This window comes from Ruegeria sp. HKCCD7296 (genome assembly GCF_013110775.1).
Classification (GTDB): domain Bacteria; phylum Pseudomonadota; class Alphaproteobacteria; order Rhodobacterales; family Rhodobacteraceae; genus Ruegeria.
The window spans coordinates 22,547-40,784 of record NZ_WVRF01000012.1; the positions used below are offsets into that span (position 1 = coordinate 22,547).

Annotated in this window: 24 protein-coding genes; 14 read left to right on the top strand and 10 right to left on the bottom strand. The window is 55.8% G+C overall.

The features are described 5' to 3' along the window. The first annotated feature begins 24 nt into the window (after window positions 1-24). The 4 genes from GS632_RS15435 to GS632_RS15450 all read left to right on the top strand — a co-directional run bounded on the left by GS632_RS15435 (window position 25) and on the right by GS632_RS15450 (window position 2,529). On the top strand, window positions 25-327 hold the full coding sequence (locus GS632_RS15435) for a DUF2282 domain-containing protein (RefSeq protein WP_171177392.1): 303 nt from the start codon (window positions 25-27) through the stop codon (window positions 325-327). A gap of 71 nt (window positions 328-398) precedes the next feature. After that, entirely contained in the window at window positions 399-1,256 is an 858-nt protein-coding gene (locus tag GS632_RS15440) for a DUF692 family multinuclear iron-containing protein (protein ID WP_171722169.1), read from the top strand. Beyond that, window positions 1,253-2,014, top strand: coding sequence for a DNA-binding domain-containing protein (locus GS632_RS15445; protein WP_171237165.1), 762 nt, complete (start codon window positions 1,253-1,255; stop codon window positions 2,012-2,014). Before GS632_RS15440 ends, GS632_RS15445 begins: the two co-directional genes overlap by 4 nt. After that, complete coding sequence (locus GS632_RS15450; RefSeq protein ID WP_171177405.1) at window positions 2,011-2,529, top strand: DoxX family protein; 519 nt, start codon at window positions 2,011-2,013, stop codon at window positions 2,527-2,529. Before GS632_RS15445 ends, GS632_RS15450 begins: the two co-directional genes overlap by 4 nt. 1 nt (window position 2,530) lies before the next feature. On the opposite strand, the gene GS632_RS15455 is transcribed toward GS632_RS15450, so the two are convergent. Both GS632_RS15455 and GS632_RS15460 read right to left on the bottom strand, forming a co-directional pair. Then, window positions 2,531-2,899: a hypothetical protein gene (locus GS632_RS15455; protein WP_171237164.1), complete on the bottom strand. Its 369-nt coding sequence runs from the start codon at window positions 2,897-2,899 to the stop codon at window positions 2,531-2,533. A gap of 41 nt (window positions 2,900-2,940) precedes the next feature. Beyond that, window positions 2,941-3,258, bottom strand: coding sequence for an ArsC/Spx/MgsR family protein (locus GS632_RS15460; protein WP_171177409.1), 318 nt, complete (start codon window positions 3,256-3,258; stop codon window positions 2,941-2,943). A gap of 214 nt (window positions 3,259-3,472) precedes the next feature. Here GS632_RS15460 and GS632_RS15465 point away from each other — a divergent pair, with 214 nt between their 5' ends. Continuing rightward, on the top strand, window positions 3,473-3,679 hold the full coding sequence (locus GS632_RS15465; RefSeq protein WP_008758035.1) for a cold-shock protein: 207 nt from the start codon (window positions 3,473-3,475) through the stop codon (window positions 3,677-3,679). Between the two features lie 84 nt (window positions 3,680-3,763). On the opposite strand, the gene GS632_RS22295 is transcribed toward GS632_RS15465, so the two are convergent. After that, window positions 3,764-3,892 (bottom strand): hypothetical protein, encoded by a 129-nt coding sequence (locus GS632_RS22295; RefSeq protein WP_256368730.1) that lies wholly within the window; start codon window positions 3,890-3,892, stop codon window positions 3,764-3,766. A 237-nt stretch (window positions 3,893-4,129) separates the two neighbouring features. After that, on the bottom strand, window positions 4,130-5,038 hold the full coding sequence (thyX, locus tag GS632_RS15475; RefSeq protein ID WP_171177413.1) for an FAD-dependent thymidylate synthase: 909 nt from the start codon (window positions 5,036-5,038) through the stop codon (window positions 4,130-4,132). Between the two features lie 176 nt (window positions 5,039-5,214). On the opposite strand from thyX, the gene GS632_RS15480 reads away from it, so the two are divergent. The 3 genes from GS632_RS15480 to GS632_RS15490 are packed head-to-tail and all read left to right on the top strand — an operon-like array spanning window position 5,215 to window position 7,057. Further along, window positions 5,215-5,643, top strand: coding sequence for a VOC family protein (locus tag GS632_RS15480; RefSeq protein ID WP_171177416.1), 429 nt, complete (start codon window positions 5,215-5,217; stop codon window positions 5,641-5,643). Then, window positions 5,640-6,341, top strand: a complete 702-nt coding sequence (locus tag GS632_RS15485) for a DUF1194 domain-containing protein (protein ID WP_171237163.1) — start codon at window positions 5,640-5,642, stop codon at window positions 6,339-6,341. Before GS632_RS15480 ends, GS632_RS15485 begins: the two co-directional genes overlap by 4 nt. After that, a complete protein-coding gene (locus tag GS632_RS15490) occupies window positions 6,338-7,057 on the top strand; it encodes a DUF1194 domain-containing protein (protein ID WP_171237162.1) in 720 nt (239 codons plus the stop codon). The genes GS632_RS15485 and GS632_RS15490 overlap by 4 nt, the downstream gene beginning before the upstream one ends. Here GS632_RS15490 and GS632_RS15495 read toward each other — a convergent pair. From GS632_RS15495 to GS632_RS15505, 3 genes are all read right to left on the bottom strand, one after another. Continuing rightward, window positions 7,051-7,548, bottom strand: a complete 498-nt coding sequence (locus GS632_RS15495) for a MarR family winged helix-turn-helix transcriptional regulator (RefSeq protein ID WP_171722170.1) — start codon at window positions 7,546-7,548, stop codon at window positions 7,051-7,053. The genes GS632_RS15490 and GS632_RS15495 overlap by 7 nt on opposite strands. Before the next feature lie 78 nt (window positions 7,549-7,626). After that, window positions 7,627-7,884 (bottom strand): succinate dehydrogenase assembly factor 2, encoded by a 258-nt coding sequence (locus tag GS632_RS15500; RefSeq protein WP_171236801.1) that lies wholly within the window; start codon window positions 7,882-7,884, stop codon window positions 7,627-7,629. Continuing rightward, the gene (locus GS632_RS15505; RefSeq protein ID WP_171177427.1) at window positions 7,881-8,273 is read right to left on the bottom strand and encodes a helix-turn-helix transcriptional regulator; all 393 of its coding nucleotides are present in this window, start codon (window positions 8,271-8,273) and stop codon (window positions 7,881-7,883) included. Before GS632_RS15505 ends, GS632_RS15500 begins: the two co-directional genes overlap by 4 nt. Window positions 8,274-8,365: 92 nt before the next feature. On the opposite strand from GS632_RS15505, the gene GS632_RS15510 reads away from it, so the two are divergent. Together GS632_RS15510 and GS632_RS15515 are read left to right on the top strand one after the other, a co-directional pair. Continuing rightward, window positions 8,366-9,568, top strand: coding sequence for a pyridoxal phosphate-dependent aminotransferase (locus GS632_RS15510; RefSeq protein WP_171722171.1), 1,203 nt, complete (start codon window positions 8,366-8,368; stop codon window positions 9,566-9,568). Window positions 9,569-9,570: 2 nt separating this feature from the next. Next, on the top strand, window positions 9,571-9,972 hold the full coding sequence (locus GS632_RS15515; protein WP_171177431.1) for a hypothetical protein: 402 nt from the start codon (window positions 9,571-9,573) through the stop codon (window positions 9,970-9,972). Here the strand turns inward: GS632_RS15515 and GS632_RS15520 are convergent. Together GS632_RS15520 and ppk2 are read right to left on the bottom strand one after the other, a co-directional pair. After that, complete coding sequence (locus GS632_RS15520) at window positions 9,969-11,339, bottom strand: MATE family efflux transporter (RefSeq protein WP_171722191.1); 1,371 nt, start codon at window positions 11,337-11,339, stop codon at window positions 9,969-9,971. The genes GS632_RS15515 and GS632_RS15520 overlap by 4 nt on opposite strands. A 107-nt stretch (window positions 11,340-11,446) precedes the next feature. After that, a complete protein-coding gene (gene ppk2, locus GS632_RS15525; RefSeq protein WP_171177435.1) occupies window positions 11,447-12,370 on the bottom strand; it encodes a polyphosphate kinase 2 in 924 nt (307 codons plus the stop codon). A gap of 122 nt (window positions 12,371-12,492) precedes the next feature. Between ppk2 and GS632_RS15530 the strand changes: the two genes are divergently transcribed. After that, window positions 12,493-13,371 (top strand): alpha/beta fold hydrolase, encoded by an 879-nt coding sequence (locus tag GS632_RS15530; RefSeq protein WP_171237158.1) that lies wholly within the window; start codon window positions 12,493-12,495, stop codon window positions 13,369-13,371. Window positions 13,372-13,384: 13 nt separating this feature from the next. On the opposite strand, the gene GS632_RS15535 is transcribed toward GS632_RS15530, so the two are convergent. Continuing rightward, on the bottom strand, window positions 13,385-13,993 hold the full coding sequence (locus tag GS632_RS15535) for a carboxymuconolactone decarboxylase family protein (RefSeq protein ID WP_171237157.1): 609 nt from the start codon (window positions 13,991-13,993) through the stop codon (window positions 13,385-13,387). 290 nt (window positions 13,994-14,283) lie between these two features. On the opposite strand from GS632_RS15535, the gene GS632_RS15540 reads away from it, so the two are divergent. The 3 genes from GS632_RS15540 to GS632_RS15550 all read left to right on the top strand — a co-directional run bounded on the left by GS632_RS15540 (window position 14,284) and on the right by GS632_RS15550 (window position 18,223). Continuing rightward, entirely contained in the window at window positions 14,284-15,303 is a 1,020-nt protein-coding gene (locus GS632_RS15540) for a peptidase S41 (RefSeq protein WP_253284490.1), read from the top strand. A 178-nt stretch (window positions 15,304-15,481) separates the two neighbouring features. Further along, a complete protein-coding gene (gene parE, locus GS632_RS15545) occupies window positions 15,482-17,440 on the top strand; it encodes a DNA topoisomerase IV subunit B (protein ID WP_171237155.1) in 1,959 nt (652 codons plus the stop codon). Between the two features lie 9 nt (window positions 17,441-17,449). Continuing rightward, window positions 17,450-18,223: a hypothetical protein gene (locus GS632_RS15550; RefSeq protein ID WP_171722172.1), complete on the top strand. Its 774-nt coding sequence runs from the start codon at window positions 17,450-17,452 to the stop codon at window positions 18,221-18,223. Window positions 18,224-18,238: the final 15 nt, after the last annotated feature.

Consider the following 18,238-nt stretch of genomic DNA (forward strand, 5'->3'; position numbering starts at 1 on the left):
CCAGTCATCAAGAGGATCACCGAGATGTCGAACACAGCTAAATCCCTGGTTATCGCAACCGCAGTCGCAGCCGCCGTATCGGGTGCTGCAACCACAGCAACCGCACAAGCCAAAGAAAAGTGCTATGGCGTGTCTTTGGCCGGTCAGAACGACTGCGCAGCAGGCCCCGGCACCACATGTGCGGGCACCTCGACCGTTGACTATCAAGGCAACGCATGGACGCTGGTTGACGCTGGTACCTGCGCGGATATCGAACTTCCGGCACAGGCAGACGGCACACCGCGCAAAGGTTCACTGGAAGCCCAGGACCGCGACTTGCCGGCATAAGGTCGACCAAACGGATCAAGGGGGCGGGCCAGTTCGCCCGCCCTTCCCTTTCGTGATCAAGGAACTGACCCATGTTGGATGATGCGCTCCGCTCGAACCGCCTGCCCGCTGCACCGGGCGTGGGGTACAAGCCGCAACACTTCGCTCAGATACTTGACCATGCACAGCCCGTTTCGTGGCTGGAAGTCCATGCCGAAAACTACATGGGCGATGGCGGACGCCCCTTGGCGCAACTGCGCCACCTTTCAGAACACTTTCCGATCTCGGTCCATGGCGTTGGCCTGTCCATCGGTGGCGAAGGCCCATTGGACCCCGAACATCTGGCCCGCCTGAAACATCTGGTCGGCTGGCTGAAGCCGGCCAGTTTTTCCGAACATCTGGCCTGGTCCACCCATGACAGCCACTTTTACAACGACCTCTTGCCGCTTCCCTACACGGACGAGACGCTGACACGGGTCTGCGAGCACATCGATCAGGTGCAGGACACCGTTGGTCAACAGATGCTGCTTGAAAACCCATCCAGCTATCTGGCTTTTGAAGAAAGCACTTGGTCCGAGCCCGATTTCCTGCGCGAGATTGCCCAACGCACTGGTTGCGGCCTGTTGCTGGACGTGAACAACGTCTTTGTCGCTGCCACTAATCTGGACTTCTCGCCGCAAGGTTACATCGACGCCTATCCGCTTGAGAAAGTGGGCGAAATCCATCTGGGCGGCCATGACGAAGACGAAGACGACCACGGCCATCCGCTTTTGATCGACAGTCATGGGCGCGAGGTCGTTGATCCGGTCTGGGCCTTGCTAGACTACGTCCTTGAACAATCCGGTCCCAAGCCGCTGCTGGTCGAATGGGACACCGATGTTCCCGACTGGCCGGTTTTGCGCGAGGAAGCGGTTCGCGCTCAGGCCGCACTGGACAAGGTACCGGCATGAGCGTGTCCCAGTCCGAGTTTCGCGCCGCCATGATGGATGCGTCCGCGCCGGTTCCAGATGGGTTGTTAGACGCTGAGGCGCAACCGGCGGGCCGCAGGTTTAGTGTGTACCGCAACAACGTCGCGGTTTCCCTGACCGAAGCAATGCATCAGGCCTTCCCCGTTATCACCAAGCTGTTGGGCCCGCAGAACATGGACGGATTGGCCGGGATATTCCTGCGCCAACATCCCCCGTCATCTCCGCTCATGATGTTCTATGGCGAGGCATTTCCTGGTTTTCTGGCCGGAATGCAGCAGCTTGCCCATCTTGGATACTTGCCCGACATTGCCCGGTTGGAATTGGCCTTGCGCCGGTCCTACCACGCGGCAGACAGTCAACCTGCACCCGCAGATGCATTGGCAGTTGATCCTGAACAGGTGATGCAGGCGCGATTGCAATTTGCCCCAGCCATGCACGTGATCCGATCGGACTGGCCGATTCATTCGATCTGGCGTTTCAACTCCGAAGCCGACGCGCCAAAACCTCAGGCGCGCGCCGAGGACGTACTGATCACGCGCCCTGAATACGATCCTGAGCCTCATTTGCTGCCGTCAGGCGGGGCCGACTGGATTGGCCATATGCAAAACGGGGACACAATCGGTGCAGCGTTCGAAAAAGCCGCTGCCGAGGCACCCGAGTTTGACCTGGGAACCACTCTGGCACTGCTTTTGCAGGGCGGTGCTGTAACTTCCGTGACTATCGAAAGGCCGAAGACATGACTGCCCTGATCTCACTTCACAACTCTGCTCTTGAGAAGGTGGACAATGCGTCCAACTGGCTGACTCCGACACTTGCGCGGCTGGTCTTCATTGCAGTTCTGTTGGTTTACTACTGGAACTCAGCCATGCTGAAGATCGACGGTTCGATCTTTTCGCCATCCAGCGGAGCCTTCGGCCAGATTTTCCCCAAGGCTGCGGAAGCGGTGCTGTGGGATGTTTCGCAGATGACATTCTTCCAGCGTATCGTCATTTTCTTCGGAACAGTCGCTGAATTTGTTCTGCCTGCCCTGCTGCTGGTTGGGCTTTTCACACGCCTTGCCGCGTTGGGAATGATTGGATTCATATGGGTGCAAACCCTGGTTGACGTCACCGGCCACGGCGTGAAACTGGGCAGCCTGTTCGACGCGGCTCCCTCTATCATGGATCAGCGCACACTGTGGACCTTCCTGATGCTGGTCATTGTGATCAACGGCGCAGGACCGCTTTCGCTGGACCGCCTCCTGCGCCTGAAATGATCTAGAAATGTGCTTTGGGCTGGTCCGGTTTTCCTGCCGCCAGCCCAAGGAAGCCCGCAACGCTGGCGAATGCGATCGGGAACATGGTGAAGACACCAAACCCAAACGCATAGTACATAGCACCGGCTGAAATCAGCAGCAAAACCCCACCAATCAGAGCTCGCGCAGGCGCCATTGCCCCTCCGGCAATCGCCAGCAAGGGCGCGATAATCGAAAGGGCCTGGATCAGGCCAGGGTTATCGACCTGGCTTAAAACCCCATCAATCTCGCCAACATGGTCGACGACAACCACTTTGGCATACCCGAAAAAACCGACGATCATACCGATCAGCCCGGCAATAACGCCCAAAATCATTGCGGCATTGCGCATTGAAAATCCTCACTTCTGATCTTGGGCAAATAAGCACCCATTTAGGAAATGCCAAGCTGGGTGCGGGTTTCAGCGGTCCAGCCCAACAGAAGCTTACCGTCCTTCTCGATCAACGGGCGCTTCATCAACGTCGGGTGTTCTTTTAGCAGCTCCATCGGTGCTTTTTCGCGCTGGCTCTGGTCCAAACCGCGCCAAGTGGTTGACCTGGTATTGAGCAGAGCATTGCCGAACTCGACAAAAGCTTGCGACAGCACAGAGCCCGGAACACCATCCTGCCGGACATCAACAAGCTCTGCATCTGGCAACGATTTCAGAGCCTTACGACACGTGTCGCAAGTCTTTAACCCATAAAGCTTCATCTTTTTGATACTCCCGCTCGTGCTTCGATTTTAGGCAATCACGCCCGTTTTTGGCAGTTATTCTTGATTTTTTACTTCACCGTGCAATGTTGAAAAAGGTGAAACATGTAAATTGGACTGTTCTGCAAACGCGAAACAGTTGGGTTTACGATGACGCCAACCACAGCCCCCACCAATTTGTGGGACAATGCGTAAGTAGAAGGAGACACGGGACATGCCAACCGGCACCGTGAAATGGTTCAATACCACGAAAGGCTATGGGTTTATTGCCCCTGATGAGGGGGGCAAGGATGTGTTTGTTCATATCTCGGCCGTAGAACGGTCCGGCCTCACCGGACTCGCAGACAATCAAAAAGTCTCATACGAGTTGCAGGACGGACGCGACGGCCGCCAAATGGCAGCTGATTTGAAGCCGTTGTAACGCCACCCGCCTCGCGCGGAGTGAAAAATTTCAGGATGACGGCCAATTTCCGGCCGTCACCCGCCCCCCACCGGAATTGTTCCATTACCCTCGCGCGGGCTTTGACCTGTCGTGAGAAAACCAGTTGTCGCCCATGGCAACGATGCAGGACGTGCCGGTCGCATAGGTCACTACCATCGTCCAATCGCCGCGCTGGTTTGACCAAACTTCCATGATTTGTTCAGGTCCACGAACGCCAGTGGCCACGCGCTTGGACGCAAATTGGCCTTTTAATTTCTGGTGCAACCGGGGCGTCGGCTCACAGAGAATTTCAGCGATAGGAGACTGAGACTGCGCTGGCAAAGCTAGGCCAAAGACCAAACAAAAAGCAGTTTTAAAAACATGGGTCATGGAACCAACGTAACGATTCCATGACACAATGTATAGACAAGTGCTATGCGTTAATGCGCATTACTTACGAATGATCGCTTCGAACTCGCGCCATTCACGGGCAGTCATGCCAGAGTTTTCTTGCGTGACCGTCTCGCCAGCCAACATGTTCCGAAGGCTCTCCACCATCTGCGCGGAAAGGTTGACTGCGCCCAACCGGTAATCCTCGAACGCTTTGTAAGCAAACGGCACCCAGTCGGCGACGATCTTGCACATCGCATCCGCATATACGCGGATTTCGTATTGCGCATGAGGGTCCGCACGCAGACGCAGGAAATGGAACAGATTGTGCAAGTCGACCTTCCAATACCACTGTGTGTAGATATTCGCAGGAAGGTTCATCCGGGCCAGTTCACGCGCCAGACCCTGTTGCCCATCCTGGCTGATCATGGCCTCGTAATTGTCGTAGCAGCGGGTGCTGTCAGCTTTCAGGATTTCCAGGACACGGGCGGCTTCTTCGCCTTCCAACGCTGATCCGCGACCCTGATTGTTCACCTCAGACTGTGCTGCCACATGTTCGGGTGCGGGGATATAAAACTCGCGATCCAGAATCGAATAACGCGCTGAGTATTCGTTCACATTGGCCGTACGATGCCGAATCCACTGACGCGCCACGAAAACGGGCAGTTTTACATGCAGTTTGACCTCGCACATTTCGAACGGGGTCGAATGCCAGTGCCGCATCAAATACCGGATCAGTCCTTCGTCGTTCTGAACCGATTTGGTGCCTTTGCCGTAAGAAACACGGGCTGCCTGACAGATCGCTGCGTCATCGCCCATATAGTCGATCACGCGGACAAAGCCGTGGTCCAGAACCTGATGAGCGGTGTACAAATGGTCTTCCATTCCCGCTGAAACGACGCGACGTGTTGGATGCGATTGGGCGCGTTGCGCTTCGATCTCGGCCTGGTGGTCGGCGGACAGCGGCATGAAATCTTCCTTTCTGGCAATGAGTCGCCTTCTACTATATCTCGCTAATCGCAGCATCGGAACCGCGATATATGCCGCAACCTGCGCAATTTTTGATTTCGGTCGCAGGGCGCTCTCGACACATCAAACCAGTGCGCTAAGTTGCTGGCAAAACTAATCGAAAAAGGATGGCCGCAATGGCGCTGACATATCTGCACACTATGGTCCGGGTGAAGGATCTGGAAAAATCCATAGCGTTTTATGAGCTTTTGGGTCTCAAGGAAACGCGTCGGTATGACAGCGAAGCGGGGCGGTTCTCATTGATTTTCATGGCCCCTCCCGGCCAGGAAGACGCTCCGATTGAGCTGACGTACAACTGGGATGGCGATGATGACCTGCCCAGCGACAGCCGTCATTTTGGACACTTGGCTTATGGTGTCGATAACATCTACGAAGTGTGCCAGCATTTGCAGAACAATGGCGTGACCATCAATCGCCCTCCTCGCGATGGGCGCATGGCGTTTGTCCGTTCACCTGACAACATCTCGGTTGAGTTGCTGCAAAATGGCGACGCGCTTGAGCCGGCCGAGCCCTGGGCCAGCATGGAGAGCACTGGCCACTGGTGATCAGGTGGGTCATAACACTGGGGCTGGCCCTTGTGACCAGCCCAATCCAGGCCGAGCAGTGCCGTTTGGCACTGGCCCTGGCGATGGACATTTCAGTTTCGGTCGACGACGCGGAAGACATTTTGCAGCGACAGGGACTGGCTGCGGCACTTCTGGCACCTGAAGTGCAAGAAGCTTTCTTCTCATCTCCTCTACCTGTTGCATTGGCCGTCTATGAATGGAGCGGGCAAAGTACCCAGCACGTTATCCTCGACTGGCACTTGATCGAAAATCACAGAGATCTTGCGGCTGCGGCGACCCGGATAAGTCAGTCGATCCGGTCCAATGAAGGCTTGGCAACGGCCATGGGGCACGCTTTGCGGTTCGGGGCAGAACTATTCCAAAGCGCGCCTCCCTGTCTATTTCACACCATAGATCTGTCAGGAGACGGGTCCAACAATGACGGCTATGGACCCCAAATCGCGTATCAACGGTTCTTTGACCATGACATCGTCGTCAATGGCCTGGTGATAAACGCCGCTGATTTCGAAGGGGAACTTTTTCTCATCCCTTTTTTCGAAAACAACGTCCTGCATGGCCCGGGCGCCTTTCTGGAAGTCGCACAAGGCTTTGAAGACTTCGAACGCGCGATGCGTAAAAAACTGGAGCGGGAACTGAGCGGGCTGCAAATTGGTTCAGTACAGGTCGACGACCAATGACGGCGCGCCTGCTGGTCATTCTGTTTTGCCTGTTTTCAGAGCCCGCCCTTGCACAATGCCGGCATGCCTTGGCTTTGGGTCTGGATGTTTCGGCATCTGTCGATAGCGGTGAATACAGGTTGCAGGTCGAAGGTTTGGCTGCTGCTCTGCGCGATCCCGAAGTAAGCCAACTGATGCTGGCGAACGGTTCAACATCCATGCGGTTGGCGATTTTTGAATGGACGGAACCAGGGCATGAGAGGATGCTACTGAACTGGACCGAAATTCAAACCGCTGCCGATCTGAATGCAATCAGCCAGCGCCTTTTCCAAACCTCGCGAAAGGCGACGGCCCAAGGGACGGCAGTGGGCGCTGCTATGGTGTTTGGGGTGGACCTGCTGAACCAGCAAAGAACATGCTGGCGGCGCACCCTGGATTTATCCGGTGACGGCAAACACAACCTCGGACCTCATCCGCGAGATGTGCGAACAGCCTTGCGCGACAGCGGTGTTACGATCAACGGGCTAGTTATTGGTGCGGATGATCCAAGTTCAGGAGACAGGCGCTATGTGCAAGTTGGAGAACTTTCGGCATATTACAATGCGTGGGTTATATCCGGTCCAAACGCATTCGTTGAAGTCGCCCTGGGGTTTGAGGCCTACGCAGAGGCCATGACCCGCAAACTGATCCGAGAACTAGACAGTCTCGTTCTGTCCGAAGCCCGCCCTCATCAGTAGATATATCTGATTTGATCGGTCCAGTACCGCTCGACGCGGCGTAGCGATGTCGTGATGTCTTCAATCCCTTCCAGTTCCAACACCCCCCTGCCCTGAAGACCTTCGGCTTGGCGCGCAAACAGATCGGAAACGATATCGCGGATTTCCCTGCCACGCGGCGTCAGGCGCACGCGCACGGATCGGCGGTCGATCTCACACCGTTGGTGGTGCATGTATCCCATCTCAACCAGTTTCTTGAGGTTGTAGCTGACATTGCTGCCTTGATAGTAGCCGCGGCTTTTCAATTCACCCGCCGTGACCTCATGATCACCAATGTTGAACAGCAGCAGCGCCTGTACAGCGTTGATTTCCAACACGCCGACGCGCTCAAACTCATCCTTGATGACGTCCAACAGCAACCTGTGCAACCGTTCCACAAGGGCCAGCGCCTCAAGATAGCTGGTCATAAAGCCCTTGGTTCCCGGTCCGGAGACCTGCATTTCCATACTCATCCGACCCTCCGATTCAGTCGTGCTGTTTGGGACACGATGAATGGAAAGTCCGAAAATTCAGTTAAGTTGGAATGTCCCTTACTTCTGAAAAGTTTGCGCGATGTTCGACACAAGATCTGCGAACTTTTGAGGCGGCGGCACCTGCCCTGTCACCCATTGATAAAGATCCTGATCGTTTTCATGAAGCAGCGCGTCAAAGACATCCAACCCAGCGTCGTCCATGTCGGCGAGATTGCGATCTGCATAGGCCGACAGGATAATATCCATTTCCTTGATTCCACGCCGCATCGAGCGCATTTTCATACGCTTGATCCGCACCTCCCGGGGTTCGCTCAATGCTTCTGCTCCAACATCAGGCGCATTTTCTTCTCAAGCCGCGCCGCACGCTCGGCGCAGGCGCGCATTTCCCCGCGAATGGCGCGCAACTCAGCGACTGCGGTAGACAACTCCATGCCGCCTTCACCTTCTTCGACCGGAGCATCCATGCCTTCGCCTTCACCGGTCAGAAGCCACATGATCGACACGTTGACCATCCCGGCCATCATCGACAAGCGGTTCGCCCGAGGCTCGGACAGATCGTTTTCCCAATCGGAAACAGTTGCCTTTTTTACCCCAAGTCGACGCGCCAATTGCACCTGTGTCATGCCCGCAGCTTCGCGCGCCCCTGCCAGGCGATCCCCAAATGTCGCAGAATCCGGACCATACCAGTCGTTTTCATCAGTCACTTGGGTCTCCAATTCAGAGTTTCTATACAACTTGAACGTCTTTCAGGCGCACCCTATGACAGTCGGGTTGAACATACAAACCGAGGCCGACTATGAGTTTCCTGTCTGCGACACTGTCACGCGTCAAACCATCGCCCACCATCGCCATGACGGCAAAAGCAGCCGAATTGAAGGCCGCCGGGCGAGACGTTATCGGCCTCAGCGCGGGTGAGCCAGATTTCGACACGCCACAGAACATAAAAGACGCAGCCGTTGCGGCCATCGCAGCAGGAAAGACCAAGTACACCGCACCCGACGGTATCCCCGAGCTGAAACAGGCAGCTTGCGCCAAGATGGAGCGTGATCATGGGCTGGACTATGCGCCTGCGCAAATCTCGGTAGGCACCGGTGGCAAGCAGACGCTGTACAACGCTCTGATGGCCACGATGAATGAGGGTGATGAGGTCGTAATCCCCGCCCCTTACTGGGTCAGCTATCCAGATATGGTCTTGCTGGCGGGTGGTACGCCGGTGATTGCGGAAACGTCGCTGCAAACCAATTTCAAACTGACTGCCGATCAGCTTGAAGCAGCGATCACGCCAAAAACCAAATGGTTTATCTTTAACTCTCCATCGAACCCCACCGGTGCGGGCTATAGCCGTGAAGAGCTGAAAGAGCTGACAGATGTTTTGATGCGCCATCCCCATGTCTGGATCATGTCGGACGATATGTATGAGCACCTTGCTTATGACGGGTTTGAATTCTGCACCCCCGCCGAAGTGGAGCCCCGCCTGTATGACCGGACGCTCACCTGCAACGGGGTTTCCAAAGCGTATGCGATGACGGGTTGGCGCATCGGCTATGCCGCAGGTCCGGTCGAGATCATCGCGGCGATGCGCAAAATCCAGTCTCAATCCACGTCGAACCCCTGTACGGTCAGCCAATGGGCAGCGGTTGAGGCGTTGAACGGCACGCAGGAATTTCTGGCCCCAAATAACGAGATGTTTAAACGCCGCCGCGATCTTGTCGTGCGGATGCTGAACGAGATCGACGGCATCACCTGCCCGACGCCGGAGGGTGCGTTTTATGTTTATCCCTCAATCGCCGGGCTGATTGGTAAAACAACTCCTGCCGGAACGGTCATCGACACGGACGAAGCTTTTGCTACTGCCCTGTTGGAAGAGGCAGATGTTGCCATTGTCTTCGGCGCTGCCTTTGGTCTTTCGCCAAATTTCCGGGTCAGCTACGCTACGTCCGATGCGGCGCTGACCGAGGCTTGCAGCCGCATTCAGCGTTTCTGTGCTTCCTTGAGGTGACCATGTCTGCCGATCTTCCCGAATATTACTTTCGCATCCGTGAAAACGGGGCTGCAGTGTTTCGGGTCGATACGGAAAATCGCCAACGTCGAATTGAGATGGACCAGATTGCGGTCATCAATATCCGAAATGGCGACGTCAAACCGCAAGGACAGCGAACACTTTCAGACCAGGATCACGCTGAAATCGACCGGTGGATGCAAGAGCGCCGGGCCTTGTTGGCCCAGCGCGATATCGACGACATACACCGCGCCGTGGACTACCTGAACCTGACCACACAATGGGCTCAGTCCAAGGCAACTGACGCGCAATTGGAAGACGTGACTGACAGGTTGCTTATGGCAATGCATGACCTGCGCACCGTCCTGGTTCGTAAAAAGGCAGACCGGCTGAGCAAGGATTAAGCAGGCTCAGCCGCTGCGGGCATTTGACGAACCGAGTGCATCCAGAACCGGGCCATCAACAATACGGCTGCGAAGGCCAGACCGAGCACCAGCCCAAGCCAGACACCGATGCCGTCCATCTGACGGACAAAACCAAAATAGTACGACGCCGGGATTCCAACGACCCAATAGCTGAGCGCTGCCATGACCATGGGAATCTTGGCATCCTGCAACCCGCGCAGCAGGCCCAGCGCAATGACCTGCGCCCCATCGACCAGTTGAAACAAAGCTGCCATCGCCAACAACCCGGTTCCAATGGCCAGGATTTGTCCACGCTGGGGATCATCCGCCTCCATGAACAGGGAAATCAATGGTTCAGCACAGGTCAGAAACAGGATGACTGTGAAAACAGACATAACCAGCGACATGCCCGTCACCGCAATTGCGCCTTTCTCCAGATGCGCCCGATCCCGACGTCCAAGCGCATTTCCGGCCCGGATGGTGGCCGCATTTGACAACCCCAGATGCACCATGAAAGTGGCCGACGCGAGGTTCAGCGCGATTCCATGCGCCGCCAGCGGAACCTGCCCCAACCAACCCATCATCACAGCCGATGTTGCAAACAGCGACACCTCGGCCAACGTGGTCAGGCCAATCGGGACCCCAAGCTTCCATACACTGGCGAACATCTCCCAATCCGGTCGCCAGAAACGCTGAAAAAGGCTGTGTTCCGGCAGTGTTCGAACAACGTAGATGACAACAGCGATTAGCGAAACGACCTGCGTCGCGATTGAGGCGATTGCTGCACCCATCACACCCAATTCCGGTGCGCCCCAATTGCCGAAGATCAGCGCATAGTTGGTCACCGCGTTCACAAATGCCGCCACGACTGTGATCCACAACACAATTTGCGTGCGCTCCAAGGCCGCAAGGTAGGATTTGAGCACCATCACGATAAGGGCCGGAAACAACCCCCAACCAGCTACGCGCAAATACTCGGATGCTGTTTCAGCAACCTGCGGCTCCTGCTTCATGGCGATCAGGATTGGATATGACCACCACAGCAACGGCATGACCACTACCGCGTACAGCAACGACAGCCAAAGCCCCATGCGGGTCGAGCGTCGAATACTGGTTTCGTCCCCTTCCGCCGCAGCAGTGGCAACCATTGGCATGACCGCCCAGCCGAACCCGGCCCCAAACAAAAACAGCACAAAGTAATAGCTGCTGGCCAACGTGACCGCAGCCAGAGCCTCGACGCCGTACCAACCCAGCATGATGGTATCGGTCAAACCGATGGCAAACTGCGCCAGATGGCCACCGACCAGCGGTAAGCCAAGCACGGCAATCGCCCGAAAATGGGCGGGGTATGTCATCACTTTTGTCATTGCACCAGCCATATGCGCGGGCTTGGTGCGGGACAAGAGCGGATCAATAAAATTTCACTATGAGACTATAGCGCCCGCCTCACGATTAAAAACGGGCGCGTTGAGGATTAGCGGGCATCCGGATGCAATGTTGCGCCCAGAATATGCTCGGACCGGTGGATGACGTGGTGGGCTTGTCCAACGATCAATGGATCAGGCTCCCCCACTACGTTCAAGTTCTTGCCTGGGTAATCCAGCGTCGACAGGAAATGACGCATACAATTCAGGCGCGCGCGTTTCTTGTCATTCGACTTGATGATCGTCCATGGCGCGTCTGCGGTGTCTGTATAAAAGAACATCGCCTCTTTCGCCTCGGTATAGTCGTCCCATTTGCTGAGGCTGGCCTTGTCGATCGGCGACAACTTCCACTGCTTCAGAGGATCGGTCTCGCGGCTTTTGAAACGGCGCTGCTGCTCTTCCTGCGTGACCGAGAACCAGTACTTGTACAGCTGAATACCCGAGCGCACCAGCATCCGTTCCAGTTCCGGCGTCTGGCGCATGAATTCCAGATACTCGTTAGGCGAGCAGAATCCCATCACCCGCTCAACACCCGCGCGGTTGTACCAAGACCGGTCATAGAACACCATTTCCCCAACCGTCGGCAGTTCCTGAAGGTAGCGCTGATAGTACCACTGCCCCTTTTCTTCCCAGGTCGGTTTGTTCAAAGCGACCACACGCGCCTGACGCGGATTCAGGTGTTCCATAAACCGTTTGATCGTACCGCCCTTGCCAGCGGCATCGCGGCCTTCGAACAACAAAACAAAACGCTGCCCCGTGTCCTGCGCCCATAGCTGAACCTTCAAAAGCTCCGCCTGCAGCTTTGCCTTCTGCGCCTCATAGGTCGACCGCGCCATCTTGCGGCCATAGGGGTATTTTCCGCTTTCGAACGCCTGCCGGATCTTTTCGGGGCTGGGTTCTGCCGCGTTTGCCGCCTCGACCTCTACGGCTTTGATCTGAGGGGATTTTGCTTCGACCGGAGCAATGGCTTCCATACAACTTATCCTTTTTCTGCTGTCCTGAATGAGGGCTAGCAGAAACGCCGAATATCCGCTTTGATTGGTGTCAAATTGATGCCTCAAAAACCCATAAATTCCTCAGCGGATCAGAGGTTCCGATGCACACATCTTTTGCCAACCTCAATGGCCAGCCATTTTACGTCCGAACTTGGGGCAAACCGGAAGCGCCACCGCTTTTGATGCTGCATGGTTTCCCGGAATTCGGCGGCGCGTGGGCGGATCTCGCCCCTTATCTGGCGGATCGCTTCTACTGCATTGCACCGGACCAACGTGGATATGGCCAAAGCTGGTGCCCTGAAGGGGTGCAGAGCTATGCCCTATCTCAACTGGTGTCCGACATGGCCGCTTTGATTCAGAGCCACGGTGCACCGTTTACCATACTAGGTCATGACTGGGGCGCGTCGGTGGCCTATGGCCTTGCAATGTATCGGCCAGATCTCGTGAGGCAACTTATCATAGCCAACGGCGTGCATCCGGTTCCGTTTCAACGCGCCATGGCCGCAGGCGGTGCGCAATCAGAGGCCTCGCAATACATCAACCAACTGCGGGCGCCCGATGCAGCGCAAAAATTGTCCGAAAACAACTTTGCATTGCTTGAAAGGTTCTTTCGCCACGGCATGGGACTGGATTGGCTGATCGAAAGCCGGATGGCCGAATACCGAGTCGAATGGGCGCGACCAGACCGGTTAGAGGCGATGCTGAACTGGTATCGCGCCTCTCCACTGGTTGTCGCTCAGCCGGGGCTTCCCGCAACAGACCTGCCGGATCTACCCTTTGATCGACTGCACGTCCGATGTCCGCATTTGTTGCTTTGGGGACCGGATGACAAAGCCCTTTTACCCGAGGCAACCGAAGGTTTGGAAACCTTCGCGCCCGACCTGACCCGTGTCACGTTTCCTGGCACTGACCACTGGCTACATCACCAAAAACCGCAGGACGTTGCACAGGCCATTCTGGATTGGGTCCAAACGGCCTGACCTTTCTAGTGTCTTAACGATGCCCCCAATCGTCGGGGTTGTCAGAATTGTTCGGCGACAAACCCAATTCGTCGCCATCGGTTGAACATCCCAACCCCAGAACTGTCCGGTTTGCATAAGAGAAGTACGAACAGACCTGATTGACCTCAAGGATCTCTCCGTCGTCCCATCCGGCCTCGCGCAGGGCGATCACATCCGCCTCGACCATATCCCCCGGCGTTTCGGTCAGTTTACGGGCATAGATCATGGCAGCCAGCTGCGCTGCATCCAGCGGAGCAGCAGCCGGATCGCGCGCCTCAATCGCCGCCCGGATCGCTTCGCCTTTCGCTTCATCGCCAAGTAACCGCTGTAAGCCGGCAAAATGATGTTCCACGCAGTAACCGCAACGGTTCAGAGAGCTCACCCACACGCCCAGGACCTCAAGAAACCATTTCGGGATCTTGTTGCCCGAGTGATGCAGCACTGCTTTGTAGATCGCCATATGGCCTTCCATCGAATGCGGCCGCAGGCTGTGCGCCATCATGATGTTGTCCACATTGTTGTCTGGGCCTGTCACACGGTCGTAGAGTTTGCGCAGCCTGCCCGTGGCCTCAGCGAAGGGGATGGTTTTGATCCAGCTCATTTGGGGTCCTGTTGAAGTGTTTGTTTGATGGCCAGAGACTATGAGCGCTTTGAGCTGGTGGCGAGACGAATTCGGCAAATCACGACGATGAGCCCAATCTGGACATAGATGAGCGTTCATGCGCAGTGTCATTCATGCCTCTGACGCAAGACTTGAAGCTAATTTTGGAAACTGTCCTGCCAACCGATCCCAGCTTTCTGCGGGTCAATGAGGCTGTAATAGACAGCTGCATCAATGACTGCCGGCGATGCGCTTTGGCGGGCTCCATTGACGCTTTTTTGTTGTCCGCGATGCGCCTGTTGGCACTTCCAAACAATGGTCACACACGGCTGATCCCCAATGATGCGATCTCGGTGCTACCACTGAGGTTCGTTTGTGTCGGGCGTTCCGTTCAAGTCAGTGGGACGGCACCAGGAGTAACTGCACCGCGAGGAGAGTTGATAGCAGTCAACGGTGCGGCTTTGAGCCAAATCGAAGCCGCGGCAGAGAAATTTCTGGCGGGGACGTCCCAAAGAAAACAGGTCGTCGGACCGCTTCTTCTGGCTTGGCCATACGCATTGGACCGTTTGGGTTTTTCTGCAAAAGACGCGACGACCGAGTATCGTGTGCAGGACAAAAATGGGCAGATAACCAATCTGAAAATGGCGAACAGAAATACTGTTCCTGCCTCGTCGCTCTACCCCAGAAACGAGCACGGCAAGACTGATCCCGCCTGGGAACCCGAAACCTTCGTAGCGATAAAGGACTGGCAAGGGCTTGGGCTTTCGATTCAGTTGCCAAGTTTCTTTGATCCTAGTGAAACTGCACTTCCTAAAGCCATCTCAGGTGCAGCGGACCGCGTGAGAGCCTGCTCAAACAAAACGCTCTTAATTGACGTTCGCGGAAACACCGGCGGCAATTTTCTTATGGCGATGCCCTTGATCGAGGCGATTTCGCAAAGCGAAATTGAGCAGGTTGTGGTGCTTGTCGATAAATTCACGTTCTCCGCAGCGATCGTGTTTGTAGCCATCCTGAAACATCGTTTGGGACATCGACTCAAACTCATCGGGGAAGAAATGGGCGACGGTTTGACGTTCTTTGCCGAAGGCGGCTTGCTCGATTTACCGACGAGTGGAGCCGTCGTGCGGTATTCGTCAGCCTTTCACGACTGGGAAGGTGGAACGTCTGGCGAAACCACACCGCCCGAAATAGCCCGGCAAATCGTACCCGCAAGAGCACTGAATTTGGACCGGGAATGGGTCGAGGGACCTATTGGTGAGGATGCACAAGGCGCGTTCTATCAACGCGTTCTCAAAAGTATGAGCGATTAGACGAACGGCCGTCAAATCCTGCAGCGCTGTCAAAAGCAAAGCCAGGCGTCGCAAGCACAGCAATGAGTCCGTTTGGTGCCCAGCGCAACCCAAAGCTTCCACAACACCTCGCGCCCCTCTTCCCCCGGACCACATCACCTGCCATAATGGGAGAAACTCAAAAACAAGAGCAGCCCATATGCCCGACGATCTGTTGACGCCCGAAGCGACCAATACCTATGACGCCTCCTCGATCGAGGTGCTTGAAGGGCTGGAACCGGTCCGCAAACGCCCCGGCATGTATATCGGCGGCACCGATGAGCGCGCGCTGCATCATATGGTGGCTGAAATCCTCGACAATTCGATGGACGAGGCTGTGGCGGGCCATGCCAACCGGATCGAGGTCGAACTGCACGCGGATTACGCGCTGACCGTGCGCGACAACGGGCGCGGCATTCCGATCGATCCGCACCCCAAGTTCCCTGACAAATCCGCGCTTGAGGTCATCCTGTGCACCCTGCACGCGGGTGGTAAGTTCTCGGGCAAGGCGTATCAGACCTCGGGCGGCCTGCACGGTGTGGGTGCCTCGGTGGTGAACGCGCTGTCGGATTCAATGGTCGTGCAGGTGGCGCGCGACAAGACGCTGTTCGAACAGCGGTTCTCGCGCGGTGTGCCGCTGGGCCCCGTGGAAAAGGTCGGCGCGGCCCCCAACCGGCGCGGCACCATGGTGACCTTCCACGCCGATCCTGACATTTTCGGCCACCACAAGTTCAAACCCGCACGCCTGTTCAAATCCATCCGCTCCAAGGCCTACCTGTTCTCGGGCGTCGAAATCCGCTGGAAATCCGCCATCGACGACGGTGAAACACCGACCGAGGCGACCTTTCACTTCCCCGGCGGCCTTTCGGATTATCTGAAAGAGACGATGAACGGCTCGTCCACCTATGCCGAGCAGCCCTTTGCAGGTACCGTGGATTTCAACGAAAAATTCGGCACGCCCGGCAAGGTCGAGTGGGCGATCAACTGGACGCCCTCGCGCGACGGGTTCATCCAGTCCTACTGTAACACCGTCCCCACGCCCGAAGGCGGCACCCATGTGGCGGGGTTCTGGGCCGCGATCCTAAAGGGGATCAAGGCTTACGGAGAACTGATCAACAACAAGAAGGCCGGTCAGATCACTCGCGATGACTTGATCACCGGCGGCTGCGCGCTGGTATCTTGCTTTATCCGCGAACCGGAATTCGTAGGCCAGACCAAAGACCGTCTGGCCACGGTCGAGGCCCAGCGGCTGGTCGAAAACTCGGTCCGAGACCATTTCGACAACTGGTTGGCCGCCGACACGAAATCCGCCGGCGCGATCCTGGATTTCCTCATCCTGCGAGCTGAGGAACGCCTGCGCCGACGGGCCGAGAAGGAAACACAACGCAAGTCCGCCACTAAGAAACTTCGTCTTCCCGGCAAGTTGGTGGACTGTAGTAGTTCAACACGGGACGGCACGGAATTATTCATCGTCGAGGGCGATTCTGCGGGCGGTTCGGCAAAAATGGGTCGGGACCGAAAAACGCAGGCCCTACTGCCCCTGCGCGGTAAGATTCTGAACGTGCTGGGCGCGGCCAGTTCGAAACTGGGCACCAACGCCGAGATCAACGATCTGACCCAAGCGCTGGGTGTGGGTCTTGGCACCAAATTCAACGTCGACGACCTGCGCTATGACAAGGTCATCATCATGACCGACGCGGATGTGGACGGGGCGCATATCGCCTCGCTGCTGATGACGTTCTTCTTTACCCAGATGCGCCCGATGATCGACGCGGGCCACCTGTACCTCGCCTGCCCGCCTCTGTACCGCCTGACCCAAGGCGCCAAACGCGTTTATTGTCTGGATGAGGCCGAGCGCGACGAGTGGCTTGAGAAAGGTCTCGGCGGCAAGGGCAAGATCGACGTATCGCGTTTCAAAGGTCTGGGCGAGATGGATGCCAAGGACCTGAAAGAGACCACGATGGACCCCAAATCCCGCAAACTGATCCGGGTCACCATCGACGAGGACGAACCCGGCGAGACCGGCGATCTGGTCGAGCGCCTGATGGGTAAGAAGCCCGAACTGCGGTTCCAATATATTCAGGAGAACGCGCGGTTTGTGGAGGAGTTGGATGTTTAGAGGCCTAAGATGAAAATCCTGATTAGTTGCATGGCATGCCAAGCAGCAACAGGAATACCATGTGGGCACAGGGAGTTGGCCTCTGTTACAGCGCCCGGGTTTTATGAAACGACCTGCCCATCCAGTTCTGAAAAAACCTTTCTCATCTTGCAAGGTGAAAAGTTCGAAGTCTTTTTTGAGAAATCGCTTTTAGCTTTGCACAACGAAGCTTACTCGGAAGCGGTAATTTTATCGGTTACAGCAATCGAGCTATTCTTGAACTTTGCTACCAAGGTTATGGCCGCAACGAAAGAAACAACGTTCGAAAGCTTAGAACGGATAGACAAATCAACCAATACAGCCGAACGGAACATTGGTGCCTATCTTCTCGCGTCCGAATTATGGGCTACTCAAAACGCTAGCCATTTGCCGATTGACTTGAAGTTTATAGATAAAGTTAGGAAGACTCGTAACAAATGCGCACACGATGGGTACTTGCCACCACCTGAAAAAGCTCAAAAACACGTCGAAAGTCTAGCAAAGGCTTGCTTGGAGAGCATTTGCATTTTGCGCGAGAAAGCAAGCGCAGCGTTTGATCAAGTATTCTCGCAGAACAACTTACGGCTTGCTAACGACGCGCGCGAGCGGCAAAAACAACTTGGAATTGAAAGCACAAATCCCGCTACAGTTTGCCCACCTTTTAGAGTTGGTTTACTCAATGCTGAGGCAGTATTTGACATTTTCAAAGAAGTTGAGATTGCGTACGAAAACCAACTTTTGTTTACCCGAATTGCATCAAATTAAAACTGGTATTTCGAA